Raw genomic sequence first — 26,262 nt, 5'->3', positions numbered from 1 at the left:
CCGGCGGGGGGGGGGCGCCGGGGGCGCCCGCCGCGGCCCCCCCCCCGGGGGGGGGCCCCGCCGCCCCCCCCCCCCCCCCCCCCCCCCCGCCGCGTCAGCCGCGGGGCGGTAGGTGCGACGGGCGTCCCCGGCCGCGGGTGAGCGAGTACCCGAAGATCCCGGCGAGGGCGCCGAGCACCCCGCCGGCCGCGGTCCAGACCCAGCGGTCGGACCACCGGCCGCCGGACCAGCCGCCGTCCGGCTCGCCGACCGCGGCCGGCTGGCCCTTCTTGGGCTTGTCGGCCGCCGCCTGCGCCGTGATGCCCGGCACCAGGGGCTTGGCGAGGGCGCCGTCCGAGGCGAAGGCGCCGCCCGTGTCATGGAGGTCGGCCTGCACCTCCGCCCGTACCCGCAGGCCGAGGTCCTCCTGGGCGAGGTTCACCGCGGTCAGCCGGACGTAGTAGCTGCCGGGCAGCGGGTCGTTCGCCCAGGGCTCCGCCCCGGGTCGGACCGTCCGCAGGGTGCAGGACAGCTCGACCGCGGCGGCCTCCTTGCCCGCGGCCGCGGTCTGGGTGCCGTACGTGCACGCCTGCCGGCGGCGCAGGCCGTCGTAGACGTCGAGCTGCCAGGTCGAGGCGGCGTGCCGGCTCGCCGCCTCGGGCAGCGTCACCGTCGCCTTGACGGTGGCCCGCTGGCCCGAGTCCAGCGGGAGCACCCAGTACAGGTAGTCGCCGGTGGCCGCCTCGGCCGTGGCCCGCTGGCCCGGCTTGAACGGCATGGCGGTACGGAAGGCCGTGCCCGCCTCGGTCGGGCCGGACGGCTTGCCGCCCGGGCTCGCGCTCGCGGCCGGCGAGGGGGTGTCCGCCGCCGCCGGGCCGGCCGTGGCGAGCACGCCGCCGCAGGTCAGCGCCGCGGCCGCCAGTATGCGTACGGTACGCATCAGTTCGTCCTCCAGACCGAGATACGCCAGCGGGAGATCCAGCCCCACACCAGGCCCGCGAGAAGGCCCGCGAGCACCAGCACGCCGAGCAGCCACCAGCCGCGCCCGAGGCCGAAGGCGGCCGCGTCGGACGTGTCGTCGGGGCCGTCGACGACGTCGATGGTCAGCTCGACGGGCAGGCCCGGGGTGGTCTTGACCGAGGCGGGGGCGGAGAAGGAGTTGCTGACCTGGAGGCAGACGGTCTCCGCCTTCGGCTTGCCGTCCCCGTCCGTGCCCTCGCCGTCCTCGTCGTCGACCTCGGCCTTCGGGTAGCGCAGACCGGCCGAGATCATGTCGGTGCGCCCGTTGCCCGCCTCCGAGCCGCGGACGATCTCCCGCCCGTGCACGGTCGTGGCCCGCAGCAGGACGCCGTAGTCGTTGTTGACGGCGCGGTCGGCGGCGATGCTCACCGAGGCGCGCAGCTCCTGGCCGGGCTTGACGTCCACCTGGTACCAGCGGTGCTCGCCGAAGGACTCCCGGTCGGTGTACAGGCCCGCGCCCAGCTTCGGGGCGCCCTGGCACTGCTTGGCGCCCTCGGTCGCCACCGGGGTGACCACGGGCGCCGCCGCCCGGTCCACGAGCTGCTTCACACGGCCGGAGAGCTCCGCCGTGTGCTGCACCGAGGTGTAGGTGCCGCCGGTGGCCTCGGCGATGCAGACCAGCTGGTCGCGCGTCTTGGCGTCGGGGACCAGGCCGAGGGTGTCGATGACGAGGTGGATGCCCTGGGCGGCGATGTCACGGGCCACCTCGCAGGGGTCGAGCGGGGCGCAGGTGTCCTCGCCGTCCGTGATCAGGACGATCCGCCGGGTGGCGTCGCCGCCCTTGAGGTCCTCGGCCGCGCCCAGCAGCGCGGGTCCGATGGGCGTCCAGCCGGTCGGGGCCAGGGTGGCCACCGCGGTCTTGGCCTCGGTCCGGTTGAGCTTGCCGACCGGGTAGAGCTGCTTGGTGTCCTTGCATCCGAGCTGGCGGTCCTCACCCGGATAGGTGGCCCCCAGCGTCCGTATCCCGAGCTGCACCTCGTCCGGCGTCGCGTCCAGCACCTCGTTGAAGGCCTGCTTCGCCGCCGCCATGCGGGACTTGCCGTCGATGTCGGTCGCCCTCATCGAGCCGCTGACGTCCAGCACCAGCTCGACCTTGGGCGAGTCCTTCGCCACCGGTTCGCCGGCGGCCGCGCTCGCCGGGAACAGCCCGACCGCCAGCGTGGCCAACAGGCCGCACGCCCCGGCCGCCACCCATTTTCTTGTGATCATCGCCGGATCGTATTGAGGATCGTGCGGCAATCCAAAACGTTCTTCGCGGACCGGCGTTCACGGACCGGAGCCGGGTCGGGGGCCGATCGGGGCCGGGGGAGGCCGCCGGCCTGCGGGCCGCGCCGCCCGCGCTTACCCTGGAGTGCAGGGAGGGGACGGTGTTGCTGCGCCCGGCCGGAGGCGACCCCATGAGACGACGCCATCACTTCCACATCGACCACGCGGGGCACTCCGTCAGTGCGACCGTGGAGACGGGCCAGCGCGTCGACGTGGAGATCCTCGTCGACGGCAAGGAGACCGGCCACGGCATCACGCACGGCGACCGCCCGGTGAGCGTGCCGGTGGAGCTGCCGACCGATCCGCCGATCCCGGTCAGCGTACGCACGACCCCCGGCCCCGGCGTCCCGCGCTGCGTGCTGGAGATCCCGGACGGGGACCCCCACGTCATGTCGCCGCGGCCGTACTGAGCCCGCGGGCGGGCCGCGGACCGGTGCACGACCGAGCGGCACACACCCCGGCCGGAGGGCCGGGGGCGTGCCGCTCGGGTGGGACCCGGGATCAGGCGGGCGTCAGCTCACCTGGAGGGTGACGTCGTCCACGACGAAGGACGTCTGCAGGGACGCGTCCTCCACGCCCTTGAACGTCAGGGTGACGGTCTGGCCCGCGAACTTGGACACGTCGTAGCTCTTGAGGACGTATCCCTGGTTCGCGTCCAGGTTGGACAGGGTCTCCAGCGTCTGGCCGCCGACGGAGACGGTGAACCGGTCGTAGACCACGCTCTCGTTCTCGTCGGTGTCGATGTGGAGGTAGAAGGAGAGCCGGCCGGTGGTGCAGCCGGAGGGGAGGGTCAGCGACTGCGAGGCGCTGTCGGTGTGCGTGCTGCCGTAGCCGTTCAGCCAGGCCATGTACGAGCCGCCGTGCGGGACCTGACCGGACTGGTTGGTGACGACCCCTGCGGTGGCGGTCCAGGGGCTGCTGCCGTTCTCGAAGCCGCCGTTGACGACGGCGTCGCGCGGGGTGCAGCCGCCGCTGCCGCCGACGGTCAGGGTGTAGGTGGTGCTGTGGGTCGCCGTACCGGTGCCGGTGACGGTCAGGGTGTACGTCCCCGCCGCGGTGCCCGCGCCGACCTGGACCGTGAGGGTCGAGGAGCTGCCGGACTGCACGGAGGTGGGGCTGAGCGTCGCGGTCACGCCGGACGGCGCGCCGGACACGGACAGGGCGAGGGTCTGCGCGCTGCCGCTCACGGTGGCGGTGTTCACCGTGGCGGTGACGCTGCCGCCCGGGTTGGCGGAGCCGGCCGCCGGCGAGGTGCTGATCGAGAAGTCCTGCGCCGGGGTGCCGCCGCCCACCGCCTGCTTCCAGATCGCGTAGGCCACGCCGTCGGCACTGCGGTCCAGGATGGTGGCGTTGATGTTGTTCGAGGTGTCGCAGGCGCTGTGGTAGCAGGAGTCGTACGCGGCGTTCGCGGTGCCGCCCCACTTCGTCGCCTGCGCGGACGTCTTGCGGGCGCTGGCGCCGGCCGCATAGCCGGAGGTGGGGATGCCGCCCTGCTGGAAGGAGTAGTCGTCACTGCGGCCCTGGCCCTCTGTGTTCTCCTCGGGGGCGAGGTTCAGCGAGGTCCAGTACGCCTTGAGCGGGGCCGCGGTGGTGGAGTTGAGGTTGTTGATGAAGTAGCCGCCGTTGGGCGAGCCGACCATGTCGAAGTTGTAGTAGCCCTTGATCGCGGCCTTCTCGGTGCTGCTGAGCCGGCCCACGTAGAACTCCGAGCCGTTCAGGCCCTGCTCCTCGTCGGTCCACCAGGCGAAGCGGACGTGCTTGGTCAGGGTCGGGTTCTTCTGCGCGAGGACGAGCGCGTTCTCCAGCAGGGTCGCCGAGCCCGAGCCGTTGTCGTTGATGCCGGGGCCCGCCGAGACGCTGTCGAGGTGGGCGCCGAACATGACGACCTGGTCGGCGGGGCCGCCGGGCCAGTCGGCGATCAGGTTGTTGGAGGGGTAGGTGCAGGAGGTGCAGCTCTGCTCGGTCACGGTGTAGCCGGCCGCCTGGAGCTTGCCCTTGATGTACGCCACGGACTGGGTGTACCCGGCGCTGCCGGCCCGGCGGTTGCCGCCGTTCTGCGAGGCGATCGTGTTCAGCTGGGCGAGGTGGGCCTGCACGGCGGCCACGTCGATGTTCGGCGGGTCGGTGCCCGGCTGGGTGCTGCCGACGGTCAGCGCGTAGTCGACGGTGTGCGCCAGGCCCGGTCCCTGGCCCTTGACGGTGACGGTGGAGGCTCCCGGAGCCGTGTTGGACGAGGCGGACAGGGTCAGCGTCGAGGACTGGCCGGACTGCACGGTCGCCGGGTTGAACGTCGCGGTGACCCCGGACGGCAGGCCGGAGGCGGTCAGCGTGACCTGCTGGGCCTGGCCGGAGGTGGTGTTGGTGGTCACGGTGGTGGTGACCGAGCCGCCCTGCTGGACGGTGCCCGACGCGGGGTTCAGCGCCATGGAGAAGTCGTCGTTCTGGCCGCTGGGGGTGCAGGTCGGGTCGGCGGACTGGGCGGGCACGCTGATCGCGTCCCAGGCGGCCCTGGTCTTGTTGAACAGGTTGCAGGTGGTGGGGTCGAGGGACTTGGCGGAGCTGAGCGTCGCCGTCCGGTACTTCTTGTAGGACATGCTGCTGGTCTTGAGCAGCATGCCGCCGTAGAAGATCTTGCCGGCGTTCTGGACGCCCACCCCGGTGACCGTGGACTGGTTGCAGGTGGGGCTGTTCGGCTTGCCGCCGCCGGGGTTGCTGCCCTCGGCCAGCAGGTAGAACCAGTGGTTCAGGGGGCCTGCGGCCGCGTGCACCTCGGTGCCGGGTATCGCGGAGCTGTAGCAGGCCGGGTCGTTGTCCACGGCCGGCGGGTTGTACATGTTCCGGATCGGACCGTTGCCCGTCAGGTTGATCATCTCGCCGACGGTGTAGTCCGGGGCGTCGTACGGGGCCTGCTCGTTGGCGTACGCCTCGGTCAGCGCGCCGAAGATGTCACCGGTGCCCTCGCCGAGCCCGGCCTCCTGGCCGCTGGTCCCGCCGGGGGTGTTGGAGTCGATGGCGTGGCCGTACTCGTGGCCCACCACGTCGATCCCGGCGATCCACTCGTTGGCGCTGTTGTGCCCGATGGTGACCGAGCTGCCGTCCCAGTACGCGTTGAGATCGCCCAGGCCGACCTTGCCCGGGAAGCTGCGGCCGTTGCCGCTGACCCCGTTGCGGCCCAGCCACTGGGCGAGCATGTCCCACTGCTTCTGGGCCGCGAACATCAGGTCCGTGCAGCCGGTCTCCTTGGACGTGGGGTTGCCCGTGCCCCAGGAGTCCGAGGACTTCGTGAAGACGCTGCCGGAGCTGTAGTCGGCGCAGCTCAGACCCGGGCGGTTCGGGTCGCGCAGCGAGTACGAGCCGCCGGAGGCGGTGGTGTCGATGGTGAGCGGGTTGGGGCCGTTCCACTTGCTGTTGCCCGTGCCGGCGACGACCTCGTCGTGGCGGTCGATCACCTTGCCGGTGCGGGCGTCGACGAACACGTGCAGCTTGCTGGGAGCCGTCTTCGTGGCGCCGGAGAGCACGGTCTCCCAGGCCAGGTACGGCTTGTCGTCCTTGAGCCGGACGACGAGGCGGCTGTCGAGGACCTTGTCGACCTTGGCCAGCTCGGCGCGCGAGGTGGCCTCCGCCGCCTTCTTCGCGACGGCCGGGGTGGTCGCCACGTCGATCGCGGTCGAGGACGCCGACTGCACGGCGCGCACCCGGCCCTCGCCGTCCGCCAGGACGACGGCGTCGCCGCCGACGACCGGCAGGCCGCGGTAGCTCCGCTCGTAGGCGACGGAGTACAGGTCCTGCACCCAGGGGGTGACCAGGCGCCGTTCGTACTGCTGCTGGGCCGAGTTGACCAGGGTGTCGAGGCCGCTGCGGACGGCCGCGTCGGCGGCGGCGACCGCCCGGTCTGCGGACGTGGCCCGGGGAGCGGGCGGGGGCCCGCTGTGCTGCGCGGCGTGCGCGGTGCCGGCGAGGGTGCCGGCGAGGCTCGCGGCCAGCGCCATGGCTGCCACGGAAGCCATCCATCTGGTGGGCTGCAAGAGTCCACTCCGATCGTGTGTGGGGGGTAGGGCCGGCTTTCGCGCCGAGTATGAGCGTGTACATGGCGAGATTGGGACATCCCTGCAGCCATAAGGTCCGCGTTATGGTGCCGTTGCGTGACGCTGCGTAAGCTGCCCGGATGCAGCTGGAGTTGAGGCATCTGCACGCCGTCTGCCAGATCGCGGAGGCCGGCAGCCTGGGGGGCGCGGCGCGGCGGCTGGGGGTCTCCCAGCCCGCACTGTCGGCCCAGTTGCGCAGGATCGAGCGGGTCACCGGCGGTGAGCTCTTCGTACGCGGCCGCTCGGGCGTCGAGCCCACGACGCTGGGCCAGTTCGTGCTCGCAAAGGCGCGGCGCGTGCTGAGCGAGATGGAGACGCTCGGCGCCGAGACGCGCGCCATGGCCACCGACACCCCGCTGCGGCTGGGCTGCATCCTGCTCGTGCTGATCGACGGGCTGCTCGCGCGGACGGACCTGACCCTGTCGGGGCGCGAGCTCACCGTGGACGTCGAGCACTCGGTCACCGCACTGGTGCGGATGCTCGGCGCGGGCCGCTACGACGTCATCGTCTACGGCGAGGTCAACGACCACGAGGTGGCCCTGCCCCGCGGGGTCCTGGCCAAGACCCTGGTCCCCAAGGAGCCGTTCTGCATCCGCATGTCCACCGGGCACCCGCTGGCCGGGCGGGAGGTCCTCGACCTCGCGGACCTGGCCGAGGAGCAGTGGATGACCCTCGTCGAGGACGACGACGGCGGCCCCGAGGCGCTGGTGGCCGCCTGCGCCGAGGCCGGCTTCGTCCCCTCGCTGCGCTACCGGATCACCGACCGGCAGATGCGCCACGACCTGGTCGCCGCGGGCCGCGCGATCTCCCTCACCCAGCCCACGGCCCCGGCCGTGGCCGGCACGGTGATGCGCCCGCTGCTCGGCACGCCGATCACGGGGCGGATCCGGATCGCGTGGAACCGCTCGGCGGTCTCCGCCCGGCAGGCCGAGCTGCTCTACCGCGCCGCGGCGGGCGCCTACCTGGCCAACGTGGGCAACAACCCCTTCCACAAGGCCTGGTGGGACGCCCACCCGGAAGCGCACCCCGCGCTCGACTGACCGCACGGCGCCCGCAGACGCGAGGCGACCGGCCGGGTGAAGTCCGGGCGGGAGGGGCGGCCGGTGCGGGCGCCGCACGGGAGGGGTGCCGTACGGTCCCCGGTGTGACCGACGCGACCGCAGCCCCTGCCACACCTCCCGCCACAGCCGCCACCGGAGCCACCGCCACCCCCGGGGCAACCGCAGCGACCGAGGCGAAGCCCGGCGTGACCGTGGCCGAAGGGCCCGGCGCCCTGCGCGTGCTCGTCCTCGCGGGCTCCTCCCGCGAGGGCTCCGTCAACGCCCGGCTGGCCGCACTCGTCGCGGCGCACGTCGAGCGGTCGGGGGCCGCCGTGGACCTCGCCCGGATCCGCGAGTTCGAGATGCCGACCTACGACGGGGACGCCGAGGCCGACCAGGGGCCGCCGCCGGGTGCGGCCCTGCTGCACGAGCGGCTGCTGGCGGCGCAGGCGCTGGTCATCGCCTCGCCCGAGTACAACGCCTCGGTCCCCGGGGTGCTGAAGAACGCCGTCGACTGGGTGTCCCGGTTCCGGCCGCAGCCGTTCAAGGACAAGCAGACGCTGCTGGTGTCGGCCTCGCCGTCCATGGTCGGCGGCAACCGCGGACTGTGGGCGCTGCGCGTCCCGCTCGAACACCTCGGGGCGCGCGTCTACCCGGACATGTTCAGCCTCGCCATGGCGCACGCCGCCTTCCGCGAGGACGGCGCCCTCGCGGACGAGGGGCTCGGGGAGCGGCTCGCGGCCACCGTGGACTCCTTCCTGGCGCTGGCCGAGGCCGACACCCGCTACCTGTGCCTCCAGCGCCGCTGGTACGAGTTCCTGGGCGACGAGAGCAGCGCCCCGGTCACCCAGCGCGCCGAGGACTGAGCGGAGCCGGCCGCGGGCCCACCGCGCCCGCCCTGCCGCGCCCCGGTGTCAGGCGTCCGCCGCCCCGGCGTGGACGAGTCCGGACACGTGGTCGGTGACCATGTCCAGGATCTCCTTCGCCGCGCTGTCGTCGCCGAGCACCAGGAAGTTCAGGGTCAGCCCGTCGGTCATCGCGGCCAGGTACCGCGCGAGGACGGGGACCGGGACGCGCAGCTCGAAGTCGGCCTCGCCGCGGACCTGCTCGACGAGCTCGGCGTACGTGGCGCAGTACAGCTCGTGCTGGCGCCGCGCCAGGTGCTCGAACCCGGGCTGGCGCAGCGCGTACTGGGTGAGCTCGTACGTGAGCATGTGCTCGGCCGGGTGGGCGCGGACGTGGTCCCAGTACGCCTGGAAGCCCGCCCGTACCGTCTCGCGCAGGCTGGTCCGCGGCAGGATCGCCTCCCGGACCACCCGCAGGTAGTGCTCGGTGATCGTCTCGATGACGGACTCCAGCAGCGCCTGCTTGGAGTCGAAGCAGTAGTGGAAGACGCTCAGCGACACGCCCGCCTCGGCGGCGATCGAGCGGGTCGTGGTCCGGGAGACGCCGTCGCGGGCCAGCGCGCGGATCGCCGCCTCGGTCAGCTGGCGGCGCCGCTCGGCCAACGGCATCCGTGGCATGGGGGTTCCCTCTCGCTCGTACGCCGGGGCCGGCCGGATCGGGAGTGCCGATCCGGCCGGCCCCGGCCGGTGTGGTGTGCCGTACTGCGTCCCTGCGCGGCGGTCAGCTGCTGTAGACGCCGACCTCGTACAGGGAGTAGCCCCACTGCGTGCCGCGCCCCGCGCCGTGGATGCGGACGTAGCGGGCCGGCACGCCGGCGAACTGCACGGTGTCCAGGCCGCCGTCACCGGTGGTCGTGGACCACACGGTCTGCCAGTTCGCATCGTCGGTGGACACCTCGATGCGGTAGGCCCTGCCGTAGGCGCGCTCCCAGTCGAGCGTGACGCGTTTGACGAGGGAGGGGGAGCCCAGGTCCAGCCGGAGCCACTGGTCGTCGCTCCACTCGCTGGCCCAGCGGGTGCCCCGGTCGCCGTCCACGGCCCGGCCGGGCGCGTAGCTCACGAACGGGTTCCACCACTCCGTGGTGGAGGCGGCGGCTGGGGCGCCGGCGGCGAGGTTGACCCCCGCCTTGTGCTTCTCGGAGGCACCCCAGGTGCCGAGGTAGGACTCGGCGCCCTTCATCAGGTCGTCGACCACGTCCTGCCCGCCGGTGACCCGGATGTCCTCGATCCAGTCCGGTACCAGGCCGTACTGCGCGCCGCCGTCGGTGTTGTAGTCCCAGGTGCGCTGCCCGGTGACCTGCCGGTCGAGGACCGACCCGCCGTCCGCGCTGCGGAACGGATAGCGGACCGGGTTCGCCGTGTTCGCCCCGCGCGGGGCCGGCCAGCCGCCGACGCCGTTCATGTCGGTGCCGACGCCGTACCCGACGTGGTACTTGTCGCGCAGCGCCTTGGTGCGGCGGGCCTCGGCGGTGAAGCCCTCGGAGCCGTTCATGTACTGGCCGATGAAGCCGCCGAGCTTGTACAGCCGCTCGGTCCAGTCCATGTCCATCCAGCTGTGCGAGGAGATGACGCCCGGGTAGCTCTCCGACTCCATGATGTCGAGGGACCGGCTCGCGGCCTTCACGCTCATGTGGTCGAGCTCGAGCATCATCTTGCGCTTCATCATCCCGCGCAGGGCGTACTCGCCGAGGTCGGTCAGGCCGCGGGAGTTGCACTGCGCGTCGCCGGCGTACCCGGGCAGCGAGACGCCCTCCGGCAGCATCTTCACGGCCTCCGGCGCGGCGGCGGCGTTCAGGCCGATGGGGTTGTCGTGCTGCGGGCCGGCGCACTGCTCGGTCTTCCAGAAGGTCCCGGTGGACAGGAACTGGCCGACGTTGATGGCCACGCCGAGCGCGCCGGAGTCGAAGCGCACGCCGCACAGGGCGTTGTCGAACTTGTGGCACAGGAACATGCTGCGCACACCGAGCCCGTACAGCTCGTCCAGGCCGCGGTCGATGTCGGCCTTGCTGCACTGCGCGACGTCGAGGATCTGCTTGCAGCCGAAGGGCTCGGAGGTCTCGACACCGAGGACGACGGCGAGCTTGCCCTGCTTGATGACCTCGCGGGCCTGCGCGGAGTCGGTGACGATGCGGAAGAAGCCCTTGCCCGGGCCGCCGTACATCTTGTCGATGTAGTCCTGCATCTCGTAGGTCTTGCGCGCCTCCAGGCGGATGGCGGTCATCTCGTCGCAGCTGCGGTCCTTGAAGAAGTAGACCGAGCAGATGACCCCGTTGGTGACGAGGTCGTTGACCAGCACGCGCTGGCCGCCGCGCCAGGCCCGCTCGACCCAGGCGTAGTACGTCTGCGTGTGGGTCAGCGAGTCATGGGCGGGCCAGTCCTTGAAGGTGGGCCAGCCGACGGGGTCGTGCTTGCCGTCGCCGCCCTTGGTGATGAAGTCGAAGACGGCGAGGGAGCCGTCGGGGTAGTGCTCGGGGCAGTCCTTCAGGGCGTCGGCGATGCCGTCCTGGGAGAACGGCTTGCCGCAGATCAGGCGGCCGCCGAAGCCCTCGTTGGACATCAGGTGCACGTGGTCGTCGACGAAGCCGCGCACCTTGCCGTTCGCGTCGGTGCCCTTGAAGGGCTCGCCCGTGACGTTGATCTGGGAGTCGGGCGCGGGCCGGGCGGTGGGGACCCACCAGCCGGACTCGGCGCCGGCCGTGCCGTCGGCGGCGGCAGCAGCGGCATCGGCGGAGGCGCCGGACGCGGGACCGAGGGCCATGGCCATCACGGTGGTGAGCAGTAACGCAAGGATCGAGAGGGGTCTGCGCCGGCTGGGCGGGCGTCGGGTCATTGGTCACACTCACGTCATCGGGAGTCGGATGGCGCGGTCGAGGACGCTGCCGGCAGTCCTTCCGTAATCCGAACAGCCGGTGAATTGTCATGTCCCGCGCGAATGTGCGACGAGGATCGCGACTGGCGCGGGGAGAGTCAAGAGTCCGGGACAACTGACCTGATGAAGAATCAGGTCCACCGGCGGCCGCCCCGCCCCACGGTGACCTGCGCCACCCGCACCACCCCCGGTGCCGACTCCGGGGTCCCGGGACGATAGGGTCGGGTCGGACTGTGCCGGTTTGTACCCCATGACGGCACGGGCCGGCCCGCGGGATCAAGGCCGTTGTCGATCACAGACCGCCGATCACGGGCCGTGCTGCCGCGCAGCGCCGGCCCCGCCGCTGCCGACCGACCCCTGACCCGCCCTCCGCCTGCCAGGAACGAACGCACCGCCATGAGCACGCCCTCCCCGCTGCGCGCGCCCGAGCGCCCCACCCCGGCCCCCGTGGCGCCGAGCGCGCCCGCCCGCCCCACGCCGGCCGCCGCGGCCCACAGCATCAGCGGGGCCACCGTGGTCCTGCTCGCGCTGGTGGGGATCGGCGCCGTGATCCACGAGCCGGTACTCATACCGTCCCTCGCCGCCAGCGCCGCCCTCGTGCACAGCGCCCCCACCCTGCCGCTCGCCCAGCCCCGCAGCGTGATCGTCGGGCACCTGATGGGCGCCGCCGTCGGCTACGCCGTGCTCGCCGCCGCCGGCAGCACCCCTTGGGCCGCGGCCGTCGCCGCCGGGCTCACCCTGGCCGCGAACACCGCCGCGCGCACCCCGCACTCGCCGGGCTGCGCCAGCGCCGTGATCGTCGTCCTGCAGACCCCCGCGCCCGGGCGCTTCGTACCGCTGCTCCTCGGCGCGACCGTCCTGCTCGTCCTCACCGGGTACGCGGCCTCGCGCATGCGGCCCAAGGCGCCCCGCTACCCCGCCTACTGGTGGTGAGCGGGCGCCGGCTGCGCGCCGTGTGACTCCGGCCGGCCGGCGTCCTCGGCGAGGACCGCCGAGATCCCCTGTGCGAGGCACGCGATCCGCTCCGCAGGCAGGCCCGCGATGTTGATCCGGCCCGCGGTCGTGCCGTATATCGCGAACCCGCTGCGCAGCCGGAGCATCTGGCGCGGCGAGAGCGGCAGCATCGAGAACATCCCCTTCTGCCGCGCCAGGGACTCGGCCTCGACCGGCCGGCCCAGCGCGGCCAGCTGCCGCGCCAGGCCGCTGCGGTTCGCCTCGATCCGGGTCCGCATGGCGTCCAGCTCGGTGCGCCACAGCGCCCGCAGCCCGTCGTCCTCCAGGACCGTCGCCACCACCGCGGCGCCGTGCTCGGGCGGCATGGAGTACAGCGTCCGCGCCGCGTTCTGCAGGGCCGTCTCCACGTGCTGCAGCGAGCGGCGCGAGGAGCCGAGCACCACGGCGCAACCGGTGCGGTCGCTGTAGAGCCCGAAGTTCTTCGAGCAGCTGATCGCGATCAGCATCTCGGGCACCCGCTCCGCCAGCATCCGCGTGGCCGCCAGGTCGGCCTCCAGGCCGTCGCCCAGCCCGTGGTACGCCAGGTCCACGAACGGCACCCAGCCCGCCGACGCGGCGAGCCCGGCCAGCGCCTCCCAGGTCTGCGGCGACGGGTCGACCCCCGTCGGGTTGTGGCAGCAGCCCTGGAGCAGCACCACGTCGTCGCGGCGCGCCTGCGCCAGGTCGCGCAGCAGCCCCGCCTCGTCGGCGCGGCCCTCGGCGTCGAGCCAGCCGTACGTGCGCACCGTCAGCCCCGCGGCCTCCAGGATCGGCCGGTGGTTGACGTACGCCGGGTCGCTGATCCACACCGTCGTGCCCGGGCGGGTCCGGCAGATCAGATCGGCCAGCAGCCGCAGCGCCCCGCTGCCCGCGACGGTCTGCACGGCGACGGCCCGCTCGGCCGCGCCGCCGGTGCCGAGAACCATCGACAGCATCGCCCGGTTGAAGGCCGTGTTGCCGGAGAGCCCGCGGTACTCCTTGGACGCCGAGCGCTCCGCCAGGCGCAGCTCGGCCTCGCGCACCGCCGCCATGACCGGGGTGCCGCCCGACTGGTCGCGGTAGACGCCGAGGACCAGGTTCAGGCGCTCGGGCCGGGCGTCGGCGCCGTACGCCTCGGTCAGGTCCCACAGCGGGTCGACGGGCGGCGGGAGGAGGAGCTCAAGCATCTGCGGGAACCTCGGACTGGGGATCGGGAGGGGTGTACGGAAGAGGGCGGGCGGAAACGGGACGGGCGGTCAGGAGGGGGCGGGGGCGCCGGCCGCGGGCCGGGGGCGCCGGTTGGCCAGGAAGACCCCCGCGGTGATCAGCGGCACCCCGACGAGCACGGCGGCCGTCGGAGATTCGCCGAGCAGCGGCACGGCCAGCAGGACGACCAGGACCGGGCTGAGGCTCCCGTAGGCGGAGCTGCGCTCCGCGCCGAGCCGGCGGATGGCGAAGGCGTACAGCAGGCCCGCGCACAGCCCGACCCCCAGCCCCTGCACGACCAGGAACAGCACGATGTCGGAGCCGGCCGCGGACGCCAGGCCGCTGGGCAGCCCCCCGGTCAGGACCAGCAGCGCCATTACCGCGAACGAGGGCAGGCACAGCAGTCCTATCGACCCGACGGGATCGAGCTCGACCTCCTTCAGCCCGACCGTGTACAGGGCCCACAGGCCGCTCGCGACGAGCAGGATCCCGGCACCGGCGAGCACCGAGGCGTCGAACGGCAACACGTAGCGCCAGACGAGGGCGACGACGCCGGTCGCGATCAGGGCGAGCCCGGCCGCCTGCGTGCCGCGGGGCGCGCCGCGGCCGCCGGCGACGACGAGCGCGGCGACGAACAGCGGGACCATCCCGGGCACGATCGAGCCGACGAACGCCGCCGAGGTCAGGGAGCCGCCGTACATCGCGGCCAGGAAGAAGGGCACCCCCGCCCCGCAGGCGATCTTGAGCGCCGCGGCCGGACGTACGGCGGCGAGGGCCCGGCGGCGCCGCCAGAGCGCCGGCGCCAGGACGACGAGCGGGACGCCGAAGCGCAGCAGCGCCGCATCGGCGGGGCGCAGCGAGGAGGCGCTCAGGGCGCGGGCGCTGAGTGCGAAGGCGGCCCAGATGAGCACGGTCACCGCCAGCGCGAGCAGGCCCTGGGCCTGCGGGGAGAGCCGGCTGCGGCCCGCGGGGCGCACCCGCACGGGTGCCGGCGCGGGCGCGGTCTTCGTGGCGGCCACGGTGGTTCCTCCAGCCTCAAAGGGGCCGGATCCGGCCACGGGGCAACGCTAGGGCTTTTGCCGGGGCAGCCGATTGCCAGTTCTGCCCTCCAGGCATAGGTTGGGGGCAGGATCTGCCAAGAATCCTCAAGAAACCTGAGGAGGAGCCGCCATGGATGCAGTCGATCTGCAGATCATCCGCGAGTTGCAGGCCGACGGGCGGCTGTCCAACCAGGAGCTCGCCGACCGGGTCCGGCTCTCGCCTTCGCCCTGCCTGCGCCGGGTGCGGCGGCTGGAGGAGGCCGGCCTCATCCGCGGCTACACGGCCATGGTCGACCAGGTCGCCTACGGACTGCCGATCACCGTGTTCGTCCGGATACGGCTGGAACGCCACACGGCGGAGGCGGTCCGGGTCTTCGAGGAGCACGTCGCCGTCATCGAGCACATCCAGGACTGCTACTTGATGGCGGGCAGCAGCGACTACCTGCTGAGGGTCGTCATCGAGAGCCTCGAGGCGTACGAGGCCCTGGTCCGCCACCGCATCCACGCCATCCCCGGCATCGCGTCGATCGAGTCGAGCTTCGCCTTCGGCAGCGTCAAGCAGTCGAGGGTCTATCCCGCCCCCAAGTGACGGGCGGGGTGGATGTGGGCGCCGGGCCGGGCGGGTACGCGGGAGGGGCTGGGGCGTCCGGGGGCGGCAGCAGGGGGATGGGGGCGCGCAGGCGCATCGTCGCCGGCAGGTCCAGCCGGCCCTGCCGGGTCGCGACGGTGATCCCGCGGACGGCGAGCTTCGCCTCCATCTCGCAGGCCCCGGCGCGCACACCGGTCAGCAAGGCGTCCCGCACGACCGCGACGAGGCCGCGGACGTGGAAGACGACGGTGAGTCCCACCTCCACGGTCGCGGCCGGCGCCCCGTCGACCAGGAGGTCCACGTGGGGGTGGTGGGTCGAGGTGACGGTGTGGGTGGCCATCGCGACCACCTCCTCGCTGCCCGGGAGCCGGCGGGTCCGGTGGGCGGCGTCGCGGAGCGCGGAGTGCTTGGACCAGCCGTGGGCGAGGAGGGAGACGAGGTCGAGGTCGAGGAAGCCGTCGACGACGTTGGCCAGCTCGGCTTCCACGGCCCGGTCCGCCGCGTCGGTGAGGCCCCGCCCGTGGGGCAGGACGCCGGTGGCGGCGCCGCCCTCGTGCAGCCTGTCTGCGAGCGCCGCGGCGGAGCGGTCGAGCTCCGGCCCCAGCAAGAAGACCCGGACCGTGAGCGGTTCCAGGGCGGGGGCGGGGGCGGGGTCAGGGTCAGGGGCAGGCGTGGTCATGGGCCGTCCTCCTCCTCCGTCACGGTCCGCTCACCGGGATCCGCATGCGGCTCCAGCCGTACGGTGCGGGTCCCCGGGCCGGGGTCCTGGCGGGTGTCGACCACGGCGGTCGCCGCCGGCAGGGGCCGCAGCCGGGCGCTGACGTGCCCGCGCACCCAGCGCGGGCCCCGGGGGCGGCGGCCGAGCAACACGAGCCCGGCGGCCAGCAGGCCCACCCCGAGGAGGCTCGCCCCCACCACCAGCCCGATGGGCACCACGCCGTCGGGGGGCGGCGGCGGGTTGGGGGTCGGGTTCGGGGTCGGCGGCGGGACCGGGCCGGGACCCGGCGCCGTCACGGTGAACACCTCGTCGTCGCCGACGCCCGCGTCGTCCGCGCACTGGGCCCGTACGGTGTGCTGCTCCTCCGCCTCGCCCGCCGCAACGGCGAACTCGGTGGCGAACGTGCCGTCGTCGTCGACGCTGACGGTTTCCACCGACCCGCCGTCCCACAACACGTCCGCCTCCCGACAGTCGAATCCGGAACCGGACACCCGGACCGGCGAGGTACCGGCAGGCCCCTCGGCGGGGTCGAGCGCCACGCGGGGCGTGGAGGACGGAGGCGAGGGCCCCGGGCCGGCCTCGACCGTGAACCGGGCCACGGCATTGACGGTGTCGTCATCGACGCATTGCGCCGTCACCGTGTAGTCGCCGGCGGCAGTGTCGGCGGGAACGTCGAACTCGGCGGTGAACCCTCCCTGCCCGATACCGGCCGGGTCCGGTTCCACCTCCAGCCCGGGGCTGCCGTCCCACGACAGCACCGCCGTACCGCCGGCGCAGGCGTCGAATCCCGAACCGGTTGCCCGGACCGTGGTGTTCGCGGGCGCGCTCTCCGGTTCGAGCGCCAGGGCCGGTTCGGGAGGCGGTGTCACGGTGAACTGCGCGGTCGCCCGGATTCCCGAGCCCTTGGCCGTGCACACGGCCTTCACCTCGTACCGGTCGGGTGCGGCGTCGGACGGAACCCCGACGTCGGTCTCGAACTCGCCGGAGTCGAGGTCGGCCTGGGTCGGGACGGGGCTGCCGTCGGCGAAGGTGACGTCGATCTGCGCCGGGTACCGCCGCCCGCCGCCCGTGGCGCCCTGCCGGGAGGTCAGGCAGTTCTGGAAGCCGTAGCCGTGCACGTGCACCGACGTGCCGCGCGGCCCCTCCGCGGGCGTGAGCTCGATGGAGGCGTCGGCCCTGGCCGGCGGGGCCACGGCCACACCGCCCCAGGCGACCGCGGTGCCCAGCAGTACCGCGGTCAACGAACGGATGGCCCATCGGGCGGCGCAGGACATGACCCTCCGTCGGTCCATTCTCCTCCGCCCCCTGGCTTCGCGCCCGTCAGACGGTTGCCCCGGCGGTCTTTCGGTGAGATGGACCACACCGTCCCGCGGGCTGTCGCCCACGCCCGTGTACGCGCGCAGCGAATCGGGAGGAGTGGGGAGGGGTTGGTGGTTTACGGACTGTCAGGTGGGTGATTTGTCTGGTTTGGGGTGAGGGTGGCCCGTGGGGGTGGAGTCATGTCGGGGTGCCCCTTGAGGGATCAAAGTACGAGGGGGTTAGCATATGAGCGCCGCCTAGCTCGAAAGATACGCCTGTGACTGTCAACGAGGACTCGTTCACTAACTGGAAGAACCGCGAGGAGATCGCGGAGTCGATGATCCCGATCATCGGGAAGCTGCAGCGCGAGCGGGACGTCACGGTCCTGCTGCACAGCCGCTCCCTGGTGAACAAGTCGGTGGTCAGCATCCTGAAGACCCACCGGTTCGCCCGGCAGATCGACGGCGAGGAGCTGTCGGTCACCGAGACGATGCCGTTCCTGCAGGCGCTGACCGCCCTGGACCTCGGCCCCTCCCAGATCGACATCGGCATGCTCGCCGCCACCTACAAGACCGACGACCGCGGTCTGTCGGTGGAGGAGTTCACCGCCGAGGCCGTCGCCGGTGCCACGGGTGCCGACAAGATCGAGCGCGGCGCCGGCCGCGACGTGGTCCTCTACGGCTTCGGCCGCATCGGCCGCCTCGTCGCCCGCCTGCTGATCGAGAAGGCCGGCTCCGGCAACGGGCTGCGCCTGCGCGCCATCGTCGTCCGCGGGGGCGGCGACCAGGACCTCGTCAAGCGCGCCTCGCTGCTGCGCCGCGACTCGATCCACGGCCAGTTCAACGGCACCATCACCGTGGACGAGGCGACCAGCACCATCGTCGCCAACGGCAACGCGATCAAGGTGATCTACGCCAACGACCCCTCCGAGGTCGACTACACGGCGCACGGCATCAACGACGCCATCCTCATCGACAACACCGGCAAGTGGCGCGACCGCGAGGGCCTCTCCAAGCACCTGCGCCCCGGCATCGACAAGGTCGTCCTGACCGCTCCGGGCAAGGGCGACGTCCCGAACATCGTCCACGGCGTCAACCACGACACCATCAAGCCGGACGAGCAGATCCTGTCCTGCGCCTCCTGCACCACCAACGCGATCGTCCCGCCGCTGAAGGCGATGGACGACGAGTTCGGCGTCCTGCGCGGTCACGTGGAGACCGTCCACTCGTTCACCAACGACCAGAACCTGCTGGACAACTACCACAAGGCCGACCGCCGCGGCCGCTCCGCGCCGCTCAACATGGTCATCACCGAGACCGGTGCCGCCTCCGCCGTCGCCAAGGCGCTGCCGGACCTCAAGGCCCCCATCACCGGCAGCTCGATCCGCGTCCCCGTTCCGGACGTCTCGATCGCCATCCTGAGCCTGCGCCTGGGCCGTGAGACCACCCGCGAGGAGGTCCTCGACTACCTCCGCGACGTCTCGCTGAACTCGCCGCTGAAGCGCCAGATCGACTTCACCACCGCGCCCGACGCCGTCTCGATGGACTTCGTCGGCTCGCGCCACGCCTCGATCGTCGACGCCGGCGCCACCAAGGTCGACGGGGACAACGCGATCCTCTACCTCTGGTACGACAACGAGTTCGGCTACTCCTGCCAGGTCATCCGCGTCGTCCAGCACGTCTCGGGCGTCGAGTACCCGACCTACCCGGCTCCGCGGGTCTGATCCCACAGAACCGCACAGCGCGTACGGGGCGCTCGGCCCGGGCAACTGCCCGGACCGGGCGCCCCGTTCCCGTTTACCCTGATCCGCCTTTCTATAGTGGCGCGACGTGAGCACTCAGCCCCGGCCCTCCGGCCGCATATTCGACGCCCTGAACTCCGCCGCCCTGCAGGACGCCGCCCAACTGCGGGACCTGTACGAGCAGCCCAGCGAAATGGTCCGCCACAAGGAGGTGGACCGGATCCACGACGTGGCACGGGCGTTCATCCAGAGCTCCTCGCTCGTCTTCATCGCCACCGCCGGCGCCGACGGCCGCTGCGACGTGACCCCGCGCGGCGGGCCCGCCGGATTCGTCGCCGTCCTGGACGAGTCCACCCTCGCCATCCCCGACGCCACCGGCAACCGGCGGCTCGACAGCGCGCACAACATCGTCGAGACCGGCCGCGCCGGCCTGATCTTCCTCGTCCCCGGCCGCGGAGCCACCCTCCGGGTGAACGGCAGGGCCTGCGTCACCGCCGACCCGCGGCTGCTGGAGCAGCTCACCCCGGTCGGCAAGCCCCCGCGCAGCGCGATCGTCGTCGAGGTGGAGGAGGCCTACCAGCACTGCCCGAAGGCCTTCCTGCGCAGCGGCGCCTGGAAGCCCGAGGAGTGGCTCGCCGAGGACGCGGTCCCCAGCTCGGCCGAGATCACCCTCTCCCACCTCGGCATGCCCGACCTGACGCTGGAGCGGATCCGGCAGGACGAGCGGGAATCGCTCCTCCACCGCTACGAGTAGCCGGCGTCGCAGCTCGCAGCTCGCAGCTCGCAGCACGAAGGGGCGGGCGCCCCGCGGGCACCCGCCCCCTCGTCACACCGGCCCCGCCCTCAGGCGGCCGCGGGCGCCGCCCGGCCCACCGCGGCGGGCCGGGCGAGGCGGCCCGTGCGGTGGAGCCAGAGGAGTGCGCCGGCGCACAGCAGCCCCAGGGCCAGCAGGCACAGCCACGGCAGCACCGGCATGCCCGCAGCCCGCGCCGTGTCCAGCGCCGCGCCCGTGAGCAGGTTGCCGAGCGTGATCCCGATCCCGCAGATGGTGTTGTACAGCCCGTAGTGCGTGGCCACGAGCCGGTCGCCGGAGAGCCGGACGATGGTGTCCATCTCGAAGGGGTACGCGATCATCGTGCCGAGGGCGAGCAGCAGCGCCGCCAGTGTCGGCGGCACCACGGTCGCGGGCCACCGCCACGCCCCGCCGTCGGGCAGCGGCACCGCCGCCGCCAGCAGCAGCGGTACGAAGGCCGCGCCCATGGTCAGCAGCCCGAGCGTCAGGGCCCGGCCGGGGGTCGTCCGGGCCTTGCACCACGCGGTCACCCGGGCCTGGAACAGGATCGTGCCCAACCCCGAGGCGGCGAACAGCCCGGCCGTCGCCGCCGTGGTGAGGCTTCCCCCGCCGCCGAGGCGCCGGACCTCCAACGGCAGCGCCAGGTAGACCTGGAAGGACAGCACGTACGAGCCGATCATCGCGGTGGAGAACAGCAGGAACGGCCGGTTGGCGAAGATCCCGCGCCACTGGGCGAGCACCTTCTCCCGCGCCCCGTCCTGCGCCGGTTCCGCCCCGCCCGCCCGGCGGGCCGGCAGGCTGCGGATCTGTACGGCGCTGAGCAGCGCGAAGATCCCGGCCGCGACGAGGCAGGTGAGGCGGAAGTCGACGCCGGTGAGCAGCATGCCGGCCAGCGGGCCGAGCAGGATGCCCGCCTGGTAGAAGACGTTGAACAGGGCGAACGCCTCCACCCGCCGCTCTCCCGCGTCCACGGCCAGGTAGGCGCGCACGGCCGGGTTGAACAGCGCCCCCGCCAGGCCCGTCGCGGCGGACGCGGCCAGCAGCGCCGGCAGCGAGTCGACCAGCCCCAGGGTGGCGAAGCCGGCCGTCCGCAGCAGGCAGCCCGCCACGATCAGCGGCTTGTAGCCGAGCCGGTCGGCCAGGGTGCCGCCGACCAGGAACATGCCCTGCTGGCTGAAGTTGCGCACGCCGAGGACGAGTCCGACGGTCCAGCCGGCCAGGCCCAGCGATCCGGAGAGGTGCGCGGCGAGGTAGGGCATCAGCATGTAGAAGCCGAGGTTGATGGTGAACTGGTTCACCATCAGCAGCTGGACGCTCTTCTCGTAGGAGCGGACCTGCACGAGCGTGGCCTTCACCGGTCCGCGCCCTCACCGGTCGCCGCGTCCTCGAGCGCGGCGTCCTCGAGCGCGAGCGGGTCGACGACGGCCGTGCACCGGGTCCAGCGCGTGACCTCCTTCTCGTCCGGCCGGCCGACGACCTCCGGCTCGGCGGCCGCGGGCCCGTCGAGGAGCCCGTGGGCGGCGCAGTAGTCGTCGTCGTACACCGTGCCGAGGTACCGCTGGGGCCCGTCGGGGAAGATCGCGGCGATCCGGGTGTCGGCGGGCCGCGTACGGGCCAGCCAGCCCGCCACCAGCGCCACCGCGCCGACGCTCCACCCGCCGGTGGCGTAGTGGGACGACGCGAGCTGCCTGCAGGCCCACACCGCCTCCGACGGCGCCACCCAGTGCACCTCGGTGAAGTTGCCGTACGCGACGTTGCGCGGGTAGATGCTCGACCCCAGGCCGCGCATGAGCCGCGGGCGGGCCGGCTGGCCGAAGATCGTCGAGCCGACGGTGTCGACCCCGACGAGCTCCAGCTGCGGGTACAGCTGCCGCAGGACCCGCGAGACGCCGGCCGAGTGCCCGCCGGTGCCGACGCTGCACACGAGGACGTCGACGTGCCCGAGCTCGGCCGCGAGTTCCAGCGCGAGCGGGGTGTAGGCGCTGGTGTTGTCCGGGTTGTTGTACTGGTCGGGGCACCAGGATCCGGGGTGCCGGGCCATCAGCTGCCGCACCCGCTCGCGGCGCGCCTCCTGCCAGCCGCCGGTGGGGTGCGGCTCGGAGACCACGTTGACCTGCGCCCCGTAGGCGGTCAGCAGTTTGGTCATGGACGCCTCCAGCCCCGGGTCGGTCACCAGGGTGACGGGGTGCCCGTACACCATGCCGGCCAGGGCGAGGCCGAGGCCCAGCGTGCCGCTGGTGGACTCGATGATCCGGGCGCCGGGCTTCAGGGCGCCCCGGGCGCGGGCCCGTTCGACCATGTGCAGGCCGGGGCGGTCCTTGATGCCGCCGGGGTTGAAGCCTTCCAACTTGGCCCAGAATCCGTGGCCTTCGGGGGCGAACGGCTCGGAGACGCGCAGGAGGGGGGTGTTGCCGACGAGCCCTGAGAGGGCCGTGCGGAGGGGCTGGGTGGTCTGAGTGGACGGAGAGGACATTTCCTCGGCTCTCGTTCGTGGATGGCTGTTTCCGTGCACATCGCGCCCGTGCGCCGGCCGCGCGGAGGAGCAGGACGGGCTCCGCGGGGCGGGTACGGGCGGCGGCCGCCGCAGGAGCGGCCGCTCGAACGAGTCCTAAATGCGCCAGCAGCAGACGGTGGCCTGCACGGTCCGGCCCTCGCGGGCCCGCACGGGAAAGGGAGAACCGCGCCGTCGTCCGGGCACGGGCAGGCGCGCACCGAACAGGCCGAGCACCACCGCGAAGAGAACGGGTACGGAGGCGGGGCGCGGCGCGGAGGACTCCTGGACCGTCCGGGAGGGGTAATCCGGAATGCAGGATTCGTCGTGCTCGGGAACGTCCCGGGAATCCCCCGTGAACCAGGGGTGGTGAGGGTGGGGCTGGTGGTCGTGCGCGGGGGCGCCGTACGCGGCTGCCGCTGCCGCTGCCGGTGAGGTGGACGGGGCCCCGGTGTGGTGCAGGCAGCCGATCAGGGCCGCGGTGAAGGCGAGCAGGGTCAGGGCGGCCAGGACGAACCGCCGGGTCCGGCCCTGCGGACCGCGGTGGCGACAGGACCGGGGCCGGGGCCGGGGCCGGTGATGGGGGTGGAACGACACGGTTCCTCCGTGGAGCCGCTTCGGCTCGGGCAGCGGTGTACGCCGGGTCGCGGCCCGGCGTACACCCCGGGAAGGGTGAACCGAACGGGCCGACTCGGCCCGTGTGCCGCCTAGATGCGCAGCACGCCGGGGGTGGGACAGACCACCACGCCGTACGTCTGCGGCGCACCCGGCGGCGCGGGCACCGCGCCGCCGGGGAGGCACGCGGCGCCGTGGGGCCCCTCGGCACGCGGGCAGTCGGCGGTCACCGCATCGAGATCCGGCCGCCCCGGTACGCAGTGCTCCACGGGATGCGGGGAACCGTCCTCCGGGGGAGCGGACACGGCCACGGCGGTGCTCGTCCCGCCCGGGAACGCGGCGGCCGAGACCTCCACCGCCGGCGGGGCGGAGAAGTGGTGCGCCGTACCGGCGGCGACGCCCGCAGCGGTACCGGCACACGCACCGTGCGCACAAAGGAAACCGAAGAACAGCAAGGCCAGCCAGAACGCTGCGACCGGATTCCGGCATCCCCGAATCCGCGGCGCACCTGAGGATGACCGGGCCGTGATCATGCCGGGATCCTAACCGCGCGAATGCGGCGGACGGCCGACCCCTCCGCGAGAAGGGCCGAAAGTGTTCCCCGACACTCCTTTCGGAGCCGAATACCGCCGCCCGCCGCAGTGCCCGCTCAGCCGAGGGCGACCCGTTCGCCGCGGGCGTGGGCGGTGACGCCGTCCGGTCCCACCGTGATCTCCGAGGCCCGCAGCCCCAGCGGGAGGGCGGGCAGCTCCCAGCGCCGCTCGGCGAGGGCCTGGGCGATGGCCGGAGTGGCGGGGTCGACGGGGTGCCCGGCCAGGGTGGCGGCGGAGGCCTGGAGCGTGACCGTGTTGTTCTCCAGGTGCGGTCGGGCCGTGACGACGACGGGTATGCCGAAGGCACGGCGTTCGATGCGCAGACGGCCGTCTCCCGCGTCGGACACGCGCAGGGCGCGGTCGGTCCGCGCGCCGAGCGAGTCGAAGGGGACGGTGAAGCGGGCGTCGACCTCCGACGCGCAGTGGCCGCCGGGGCATTCGGAGACCTCCCGCAGTTCCACGTCCGCCCGTACGGGATGCCCGTCCGCGGTGACGGCGTCGGCGGTGACCCGGACCTCGGGGTGGGAGCCGCGCGCGGCGTCGAGGAGGAAGGGGTACCCCTCGATGCTCACCTGCGGGGCCGACCGCAGGTCCGGGTGGCGGGAGGCGATCCGGTCGGCGAGCCGGCTCTCGCCCTGGTGGCGGGCGAGGGCATCGGCCGCGGGGAGGGCGGTCGCGAGCAGCGCGGTGACGGCGATGGCGGTACGGGCGCGGCGGCGCGGGCGGCTCGAAGCGGCGGGCATGCGGTTCCTCACGGGGCGGAGACGGACTCGGTGGTGGTGGTCGCGTTGGTGGTGGCGGGGGCGGTGGCAGGGCCCGGGGCGGCCGCCGGCAGCGACTCGCCCTCGATCTCCATGTGGGGCAGCAGCCGGTCGAGCCAGGCGGGCAGCCACCAGTTCCGGGAGCCGAGCAGCACCATGCTCGTCGGCACCAGCAGCCCGCGTACGACGGTTGCGTCCAGCGCCACGGCGGTCGCCAGGCCGATGCCGAACATCTTGACCACGGGATCGTCGGACAACAGGTAGCTCAGGAACACACAGACCATGATCATGGCTGCGGAGGTGATGATCCGACCGGTGCCGGCCAGGCCCGTGACCACCGCGCGTCGGTTGTCCCCGTGCTGCAGGTACGCCTCGCGCACGGAGGCCAGCAGGAACACCTCGTAGTCCATGGACAGCCCGAACAGCACGGCGAACATCAGCAGCGGGACGTATCCGGGGATCGGCACGGGCCCGTCGAGGCCGAGGGGTCCAGCCCCCCAGCCCCACTGGAACACGGCGGTGAGCACCCCGTACGCGGCGCCGACCGAGAGCAGGTTCATCACGGCGGCCTTGGCCGCGACGACGGGCGAGCGGAACGCGAGCAGGAGCAGCAGTGCGGCGACGGCGACGACGGTGGCGATGACGGCGGGCATCCGGCCGGCGAGCCGGTCGTTGAGGTCGGCCTGGGCGGCGGCCGCCCCGCCCACGTGGGTGACCGCGCCCGTGCCGGCGGTGGCTCCGGGCAGGGTGGACTCCCTGAGGCGGGCGACGAGTTCGGCGGTGTCCGGGTCGCCGGGGCCGGTGGTGGGGGTGACCTGCCAGCGGACGGTGCGGGCGTCCCCGGCGAGCTGCGGCGGGCTGACCGCGGCGACGCCCGGAGTCCGCCCGAGGGCGGCGGTGACCGCGTCGACGCGGCTGTCCGTCGGCCCCGGTGCGGGGGTCGGCAGGGAGGCGGTCACCTGGAGCGGGCCGCCCGCGCCGGGTCCGAAGGCGTCCGCCATCCGGTCGTGGGCGAGGCGGCTGTCGGTACTGCGGGCCTTGTCCCCGGCGTCGAGCTGACCGAAGGTCAACGAGGCGGCGGGCAGGGCGAGTACGGCCATCAGCGCCAGACCGCAGAGCAGATGGCGCCAGGGCCGGTCGGCGACGTGCACGGCCAGCCGGTGCCAGCGCGCCCCGACGGCGGTGTCGTGGTCGGGGTCGTGGTCCGAGCCGGTGGCGTTCGTGCGCGGGGCCAGCCGCCTACCGAGCAGGGAGAGCAGGGCCGGCAGCAGGGTGAGGGCGGCCAGGACCGCCACGAGCACGGCGATACCCGGCGCGAGCGCGAGTGCGTACAGCAGCGGAAGCCCGCCGAGCGCGAGGCCCGCGAGGGCGGCGGCCACGGCGCAGCCCGCGAACGCCGCGGCCTTGCCGGCGGTGGCCGTGGTGCGCGCGGCCGCCTCCTCCACCGGTATGCCCGCCGCCAGGAGCGTGCGGAAGCGGGTCAGGCAGAACAGCGTGTAGTCGATGCCCACGCCGAGCCCGATCATGGCGGCGATGGTCGCACCCGAGGACGGCATGTCCATGAGGTGCCCGACCAGGCCGATCACGGACAGCGAGATCACCAGGCCCGCGATCCCGACCGCGAGCGGCAGGCCCGCCGCGGTGGCGCTGCGCAGCCCGAGGAACAGGATGACGGCGGCCGCGGCCAGGCCGATCAGCTCGCTGTGCCCGGTGGACCCCTTGTCCGCGGCCGCGGCGAGATCGCCGCCCGGTGCCACCTCGATCCCGGCCCTGCGCGCCGGCTCGGCGGCGGCCGTCACGGCGCGGCTGACCTCGGGCGTGATGTCGCGGCCGGTGACGTCGAGCCCGACGGAGAGGTACGCGGTGTGCCCGTCGGCGCTCATCGCCGCCCGGCCGGCGGGGGAGTAGGGCGTGGTGACGGAGACGACGTGGTCGACGCGGGCCATGTCCGCCGCGGCGGCCTCGACCGCCGTCCGCAGGGCCTCGGAGGTGAGCGGGGCTCCGCCGGCCGCCGTGTGAAGGACCACGGGCTGGCTACCGGAGGCCGGTCCGGGAAAGGCCTCGGCCGCGTCCCGCGCCGCCTGGCTGTCGCTGCCGGGGATGGTCACCGCCTCGCTCGTGGCCCGGCCGTACACCAGGACCGCGGCGCCGAGCGCGAGCAGCAGCGCCAGCCAGGCGGTGAGGACCCGGCCGGGTCTACGGGCACAGCTGCGCCCCAGGGCGTGGAACATCGTGCGGCTTCTCCTCTGCTGCCGGAACAACTTGCACTCGGAGTGCAGA

Annotated in this window: 22 protein-coding genes; 7 read left to right on the top strand and 15 right to left on the bottom strand. The window is 73.4% G+C overall.

What is annotated here, in order from left to right; all coding sequences use genetic code 11:
• Positions 1-94: 94 nt before the first annotated feature.
• Together ABZ924_RS11785 and ABZ924_RS11780 are read right to left on the bottom strand one after the other, a co-directional pair.
• Positions 95-919: a hypothetical protein gene (locus ABZ924_RS11785; protein ID WP_361907141.1), complete on the bottom strand. Its 825-nt coding sequence runs from the start codon at positions 917-919 to the stop codon at positions 95-97.
• The gene (locus ABZ924_RS11780; protein WP_361907139.1) at positions 919-2,208 is read right to left on the bottom strand and encodes a VWA domain-containing protein; all 1,290 of its coding nucleotides are present in this window, start codon (positions 2,206-2,208) and stop codon (positions 919-921) included. The genes ABZ924_RS11785 and ABZ924_RS11780 overlap by 1 nt, the downstream gene beginning before the upstream one ends.
• Before the next feature lie 188 nt (positions 2,209-2,396).
• Here ABZ924_RS11780 and ABZ924_RS11775 point away from each other — a divergent pair, with 188 nt between their 5' ends.
• A complete protein-coding gene (locus ABZ924_RS11775) occupies positions 2,397-2,675 on the top strand; it encodes a hypothetical protein (protein ID WP_361907137.1) in 279 nt (92 codons plus the stop codon).
• Positions 2,676-2,777: 102 nt separating this feature from the next.
• On the opposite strand, the gene ABZ924_RS11770 is transcribed toward ABZ924_RS11775, so the two are convergent.
• Positions 2,778-6,272 carry a M28 family peptidase gene (locus ABZ924_RS11770; protein WP_361907135.1) on the bottom strand — a complete coding sequence of 1,165 codons (3,495 nt, stop codon included), beginning with the start codon at positions 6,270-6,272 and terminating at the stop codon, positions 2,778-2,780.
• Between the two features lie 158 nt (positions 6,273-6,430).
• Here ABZ924_RS11770 and ABZ924_RS11765 point away from each other — a divergent pair, with 158 nt between their 5' ends.
• Both ABZ924_RS11765 and ABZ924_RS11760 read left to right on the top strand, forming a co-directional pair.
• Complete coding sequence (locus ABZ924_RS11765; protein WP_361907133.1) at positions 6,431-7,390, top strand: LysR family transcriptional regulator; 960 nt, start codon at positions 6,431-6,433, stop codon at positions 7,388-7,390.
• Between the two features lie 233 nt (positions 7,391-7,623).
• Positions 7,624-8,256: an NAD(P)H-dependent oxidoreductase gene (locus ABZ924_RS11760; protein WP_361907274.1), complete on the top strand. Its 633-nt coding sequence runs from the start codon at positions 7,624-7,626 to the stop codon at positions 8,254-8,256.
• A 48-nt stretch (positions 8,257-8,304) separates the two neighbouring features.
• Here the strand turns inward: ABZ924_RS11760 and ABZ924_RS11755 are convergent, their stop codons facing one another.
• Positions 8,305-8,913, bottom strand: a complete 609-nt coding sequence (locus tag ABZ924_RS11755) for a TetR family transcriptional regulator (RefSeq protein ID WP_361907131.1) — start codon at positions 8,911-8,913, stop codon at positions 8,305-8,307.
• Between the two features lie 103 nt (positions 8,914-9,016).
• Positions 9,017-11,125: a discoidin domain-containing protein gene (locus ABZ924_RS11750; protein WP_361907129.1), complete on the bottom strand. Its 2,109-nt coding sequence runs from the start codon at positions 11,123-11,125 to the stop codon at positions 9,017-9,019.
• A gap of 435 nt (positions 11,126-11,560) precedes the next feature.
• Between ABZ924_RS11750 and ABZ924_RS11745 the strand changes: the two genes are divergently transcribed.
• Positions 11,561-12,097: an HPP family protein gene (locus tag ABZ924_RS11745; RefSeq protein WP_361907127.1), complete on the top strand. Its 537-nt coding sequence runs from the start codon at positions 11,561-11,563 to the stop codon at positions 12,095-12,097.
• Here the strand turns inward: ABZ924_RS11745 and ABZ924_RS11740 are convergent.
• Both ABZ924_RS11740 and ABZ924_RS11735 read right to left on the bottom strand, forming a co-directional pair.
• Positions 12,085-13,323 (bottom strand): aromatic amino acid transaminase, encoded by a 1,239-nt coding sequence (locus ABZ924_RS11740; RefSeq protein WP_361907125.1) that lies wholly within the window; start codon positions 13,321-13,323, stop codon positions 12,085-12,087. The two genes, ABZ924_RS11745 and ABZ924_RS11740, sit on opposite strands and share 13 nt — an antisense overlap.
• Positions 13,324-13,392: 69 nt before the next feature.
• The gene (locus tag ABZ924_RS11735) at positions 13,393-14,361 is read right to left on the bottom strand and encodes a DMT family transporter (RefSeq protein ID WP_361907124.1); all 969 of its coding nucleotides are present in this window, start codon (positions 14,359-14,361) and stop codon (positions 13,393-13,395) included.
• Between the two features lie 151 nt (positions 14,362-14,512).
• Here ABZ924_RS11735 and ABZ924_RS11730 point away from each other — a divergent pair, with 151 nt between their 5' ends.
• Complete coding sequence (locus ABZ924_RS11730) at positions 14,513-14,971, top strand: Lrp/AsnC family transcriptional regulator (RefSeq protein WP_360633737.1); 459 nt, start codon at positions 14,513-14,515, stop codon at positions 14,969-14,971.
• On the opposite strand, the gene ABZ924_RS11725 is transcribed toward ABZ924_RS11730, so the two are convergent.
• Together ABZ924_RS11725 and ABZ924_RS11720 are read right to left on the bottom strand one after the other, a co-directional pair.
• The gene (locus tag ABZ924_RS11725) at positions 14,937-15,650 is read right to left on the bottom strand and encodes a hypothetical protein (RefSeq protein ID WP_361907122.1); all 714 of its coding nucleotides are present in this window, start codon (positions 15,648-15,650) and stop codon (positions 14,937-14,939) included. The two genes, ABZ924_RS11730 and ABZ924_RS11725, sit on opposite strands and share 35 nt — an antisense overlap.
• A complete protein-coding gene (locus ABZ924_RS11720; protein ID WP_361907120.1) occupies positions 15,647-16,930 on the bottom strand; it encodes a hypothetical protein in 1,284 nt (427 codons plus the stop codon). Before ABZ924_RS11720 ends, ABZ924_RS11725 begins: the two co-directional genes overlap by 4 nt.
• A gap of 335 nt (positions 16,931-17,265) precedes the next feature.
• Between ABZ924_RS11720 and ABZ924_RS11715 the strand changes: the two genes are divergently transcribed.
• Positions 17,266-18,711 (top strand): glyceraldehyde-3-phosphate dehydrogenase, encoded by a 1,446-nt coding sequence (locus ABZ924_RS11715; RefSeq protein ID WP_361907118.1) that lies wholly within the window; start codon positions 17,266-17,268, stop codon positions 18,709-18,711.
• A gap of 106 nt (positions 18,712-18,817) precedes the next feature.
• Complete coding sequence (locus tag ABZ924_RS11710) at positions 18,818-19,483, top strand: MSMEG_1061 family FMN-dependent PPOX-type flavoprotein (RefSeq protein WP_361907116.1); 666 nt, start codon at positions 18,818-18,820, stop codon at positions 19,481-19,483.
• Positions 19,484-19,572: 89 nt separating this feature from the next.
• Here ABZ924_RS11710 and ABZ924_RS11705 read toward each other — a convergent pair whose 3' ends face one another.
• The 6 genes from ABZ924_RS11705 to ABZ924_RS11680 all read right to left on the bottom strand — a co-directional run bounded on the left by ABZ924_RS11705 (position 19,573) and on the right by ABZ924_RS11680 (position 26,213).
• Positions 19,573-20,877: an MFS transporter gene (locus tag ABZ924_RS11705; RefSeq protein WP_361907114.1), complete on the bottom strand. Its 1,305-nt coding sequence runs from the start codon at positions 20,875-20,877 to the stop codon at positions 19,573-19,575.
• Positions 20,874-21,995, bottom strand: a complete 1,122-nt coding sequence (locus ABZ924_RS11700; protein ID WP_361907112.1) for a PLP-dependent cysteine synthase family protein — start codon at positions 21,993-21,995, stop codon at positions 20,874-20,876. Before ABZ924_RS11700 ends, ABZ924_RS11705 begins: the two co-directional genes overlap by 4 nt.
• Before the next feature lie 135 nt (positions 21,996-22,130).
• Complete coding sequence (locus ABZ924_RS11695) at positions 22,131-22,610, bottom strand: hypothetical protein (RefSeq protein ID WP_361907110.1); 480 nt, start codon at positions 22,608-22,610, stop codon at positions 22,131-22,133.
• Between the two features lie 110 nt (positions 22,611-22,720).
• Positions 22,721-23,083, bottom strand: a complete 363-nt coding sequence (locus ABZ924_RS11690; protein WP_361907108.1) for a hypothetical protein — start codon at positions 23,081-23,083, stop codon at positions 22,721-22,723.
• Positions 23,084-23,277: 194 nt separating this feature from the next.
• Entirely contained in the window at positions 23,278-23,964 is a 687-nt protein-coding gene (locus ABZ924_RS11685) for a DUF2993 domain-containing protein (protein WP_361907106.1), read from the bottom strand.
• A gap of 8 nt (positions 23,965-23,972) precedes the next feature.
• Complete coding sequence (locus ABZ924_RS11680; protein ID WP_361907104.1) at positions 23,973-26,213, bottom strand: MMPL family transporter; 2,241 nt, start codon at positions 26,211-26,213, stop codon at positions 23,973-23,975.
• Between the last annotated feature and the right edge of the window lie 49 nt (positions 26,214-26,262).

The organism is Streptomyces sp. NPDC046876, assembly GCF_040645035.1.
Taxonomy (GTDB): domain Bacteria; phylum Actinomycetota; class Actinomycetes; order Streptomycetales; family Streptomycetaceae; genus Streptomyces.
This window is presented reverse-complemented; position numbering and strand designations above follow the sequence as displayed.

Bases quoted from the DNA above. Each gene is read 5' to 3' on its own strand.
- ABZ924_RS11785 (WP_361907141.1), bottom strand. From the start codon at position 919: ATGCGTACCGTACGCATACTGGCGGCCGCGGCGCTGACCTGCGGCGGC.
- ABZ924_RS11780 (WP_361907139.1), bottom strand. From the start codon at position 2,208: ATGATCACAAGAAAATGGGTGGCGGCCGGGGCGTGCGGCCTGTTGGCC.
- ABZ924_RS11775 (WP_361907137.1), top strand. From the start codon at position 2,397: ATGAGACGACGCCATCACTTCCACATCGACCACGCGGGGCACTCCGTC.
- ABZ924_RS11770 (WP_361907135.1), bottom strand. From the start codon at position 6,272: ATGGCTTCCGTGGCAGCCATGGCGCTGGCCGCGAGCCTCGCCGGCACC.
- ABZ924_RS11765 (WP_361907133.1), top strand. From the start codon at position 6,431: ATGCAGCTGGAGTTGAGGCATCTGCACGCCGTCTGCCAGATCGCGGAG.
- ABZ924_RS11755 (WP_361907131.1), bottom strand. From the start codon at position 8,913: ATGCCACGGATGCCGTTGGCCGAGCGGCGCCGCCAGCTGACCGAGGCG.
- ABZ924_RS11750 (WP_361907129.1), bottom strand. From the start codon at position 11,125: ATGACCCGACGCCCGCCCAGCCGGCGCAGACCCCTCTCGATCCTTGCG.
- ABZ924_RS11745 (WP_361907127.1), top strand. From the start codon at position 11,561: ATGAGCACGCCCTCCCCGCTGCGCGCGCCCGAGCGCCCCACCCCGGCC.
- ABZ924_RS11740 (WP_361907125.1), bottom strand. From the start codon at position 13,323: ATGCTTGAGCTCCTCCTCCCGCCGCCCGTCGACCCGCTGTGGGACCTG.
- ABZ924_RS11730 (WP_360633737.1), top strand. From the start codon at position 14,513: ATGGATGCAGTCGATCTGCAGATCATCCGCGAGTTGCAGGCCGACGGG.
- ABZ924_RS11725 (WP_361907122.1), bottom strand. From the start codon at position 15,650: ATGACCACGCCTGCCCCTGACCCTGACCCCGCCCCCGCCCCCGCCCTG.
- ABZ924_RS11700 (WP_361907112.1), bottom strand. From the start codon at position 21,995: ATGTCCTCTCCGTCCACTCAGACCACCCAGCCCCTCCGCACGGCCCTC.
- ABZ924_RS11685 (WP_361907106.1), bottom strand. From the start codon at position 23,964: ATGCCCGCCGCTTCGAGCCGCCCGCGCCGCCGCGCCCGTACCGCCATC.
- ABZ924_RS11680 (WP_361907104.1), bottom strand. From the start codon at position 26,213: ATGTTCCACGCCCTGGGGCGCAGCTGTGCCCGTAGACCCGGCCGGGTC.